We start from the raw sequence: 2,232 nt of genomic DNA, 5'->3' as shown, positions 1-2,232 counted from the left end.
ATTTAACTGAAAGTAGTATTTCCTTGAGTGTTAGGAAGGACTTGGTTAGAGTACTCTAAAGCAACAGCTATTGATCCTCTCCAATTTTCCATGGTTGTTATCATCGTCTGGGCAATTGGCCAACAACAACCGCCGATTGCAAGTGAGGTTAATATAACAACGGCTATAGCAAAGGTAAGTATGCTTAAGGTAAGTAAATACAATATTTATCCTAGTCTTATTTATTTCTTTATTAGGAATAATATTCATTCCTGATGTAATGCTATATATTCCTAGATTAATAATCTAGTAAATTTAAATATAAGGGAGATATAAAAAATGAATTTTACAAATGTTGTACAAACTATTGAAACTCATACTTTTGGAGAGCCTACAAGAATTATTAATGGTGGATTATTAAAACTTAAAGGAAATACTGTAGCAGAGCAAAGAGACTATATGGCTGAACATTATGAATGGTTCCGTAACGCTCTCATTCAAGAGCCTCGTGGCCATCGTGATATGTTTGGAGCAGTTTTGTTACCTCCTCTTCGAGATGATGTTGATTTTGGAGTCATTTATATGGATAATACAAACTTTTTAAATATGTGTGGGCATGCAACTATAGGGGTAGCAACTGCAATAGTTGAAACTGGATTAGTTGAAGTGAAAGGTCCAGTAACTGAACTTGTTTTAGAAACACCTGCCGGCCTCGTTTACCCCCGAGTAAAAGTGGAAAATGGCCGTGTTGAGTCAGTGACTTTTACAAATGTTCCAGGATTCCTTGAACAAAGGGACGTTGTAATAGATGCAGGAGAGCTTGGTGAAATTACAGTTGATATTAGTTTCGGTGGTAACTATTTTGCATGGGTTAATATTGAACAGTTAAATGAAGAAATCCATGTTTCAAATGGAACAAAACTTAAAGCACTGGCGAAAATTATTAAACAGCATGTAAATGAACAGGTAAAAGTACAACATCCAACTAAACCTTATATTAACTATATTGATATCGTCACTTTTTACGGAAAGCCTCAGCTCTATCCGGAAGCTACTTATAAGAATGTTCATATGTTTAGTGAACAGCAAGCTGACAGATCACCTGGTGGTACTGGGACAACAGCTATGGTCGCAAGAATGGTTGGAAGAAATGAACTAGACTTAAATGAAGAAGTAATTTGTGAGGGATTTGTTGGTGGTAAATTTATTGGAAAAGCTACTGAACGCACAATGCTTGGCGATAAAGATGCAGTTATTACAGAAATAACTGGATCAGCCTTTATTACAGGATTCCAAAATATATTAATTGATCCAAACGATCCATTTAAACACGGATTTATTGTAGATTAATATATCACTAGAAATGTTTAAGCGAAGAGCGATCTAGCAAGTTAAGATCGTCTCTTCGTTTTTGAAATGTTAAGAGATGGTGGATGGGTTGAGGTTACTTCAACTGAGGAGGCTTTTGAATTACATAAAAGAGATTATTCTACGTATACAATTGTTAATAGAACAGATAAGTATACTAAGTAATTCATCCATGCTTCTAACTAATCTGTGAATGCGGTTTTCCCAATTTTAGCTGCTAGCCATCCTGAGACATTTATCCAACCCAATGTGCCTATTCCTACATTCTTATGGTATATTAATATAGCATTATATAAGATGAAGGAGCAGTCATGATGAGAAGAGAATGGTTTCTGCGCTGGTCTTTTTTTGTTTTTGGATTAATGATTTTGGCTTTTGGGATTTCTTTAACTATTAAAGGGAAACAATTAGGGATAGGACCGTGGGATGTTTTTCATTACGGGTTATTTCTCAAATTGGGGCTCTCCATTGGATCTTGGTCAATTATAAGTGGATGTTTACTGTTGTTGATTAGTTCCATAATTAAAAAGGAATGGCCAAAAATAGGAGCACTTCTTAATATGGTGTTTCTTGGATTGTTTATTGATTTTTTTAATTGGCTGCTTCCAACAGTTGATAGTTTAATAGGTCAATCAATAGTGTATTTATTCGGTGTAATTTTTTTAGGTTATGGAATTGGTTTATATGTTTCTGCTGACCTTGGAGCAGGACCAAGAGATAATTTTATGCTTTTGATTGTTGAAAAAACGGGCTGGCGCATCCCCTGGGTACGAAATGGGATTGAAATAATCATATTTCTTTTAGGCTGGTTGTTAGGGGGCCCTGTCGGAATAGGGACGTTGTTTATTGCTTTTGGTTTAGGGCCGATCCTAGGAATTTCAATTC

2 protein-coding genes are annotated in these 2,232 nt (G+C 35.4%); both read left to right on the top strand.

What is annotated here, in order from left to right:
• Positions 1-27: 27 nt before the first annotated feature.
• Positions 28-255, top strand: coding sequence for a TRAP transporter large permease subunit (locus V7164_RS24120; protein ID WP_335355479.1), 228 nt, complete (start codon positions 28-30; stop codon positions 253-255).
• A 63-nt stretch (positions 256-318) separates the two neighbouring features.
• Positions 319-1,329, top strand: a complete 1,011-nt coding sequence (locus tag V7164_RS24115; RefSeq protein WP_335355478.1) for a proline racemase family protein — start codon at positions 319-321, stop codon at positions 1,327-1,329.
• Positions 1,330-2,232 lie beyond the last annotated feature (903 nt).

The organism is Bacillus sp. JJ1474 (assembly GCF_036965225.1).
Classification (GTDB): domain Bacteria; phylum Bacillota; class Bacilli; order Bacillales; family Cytobacillaceae; genus Cytobacillus.
Note: the sequence above shows the minus strand (reverse complement) of the source record. Positions and strands in the feature narration are given on the sequence as shown.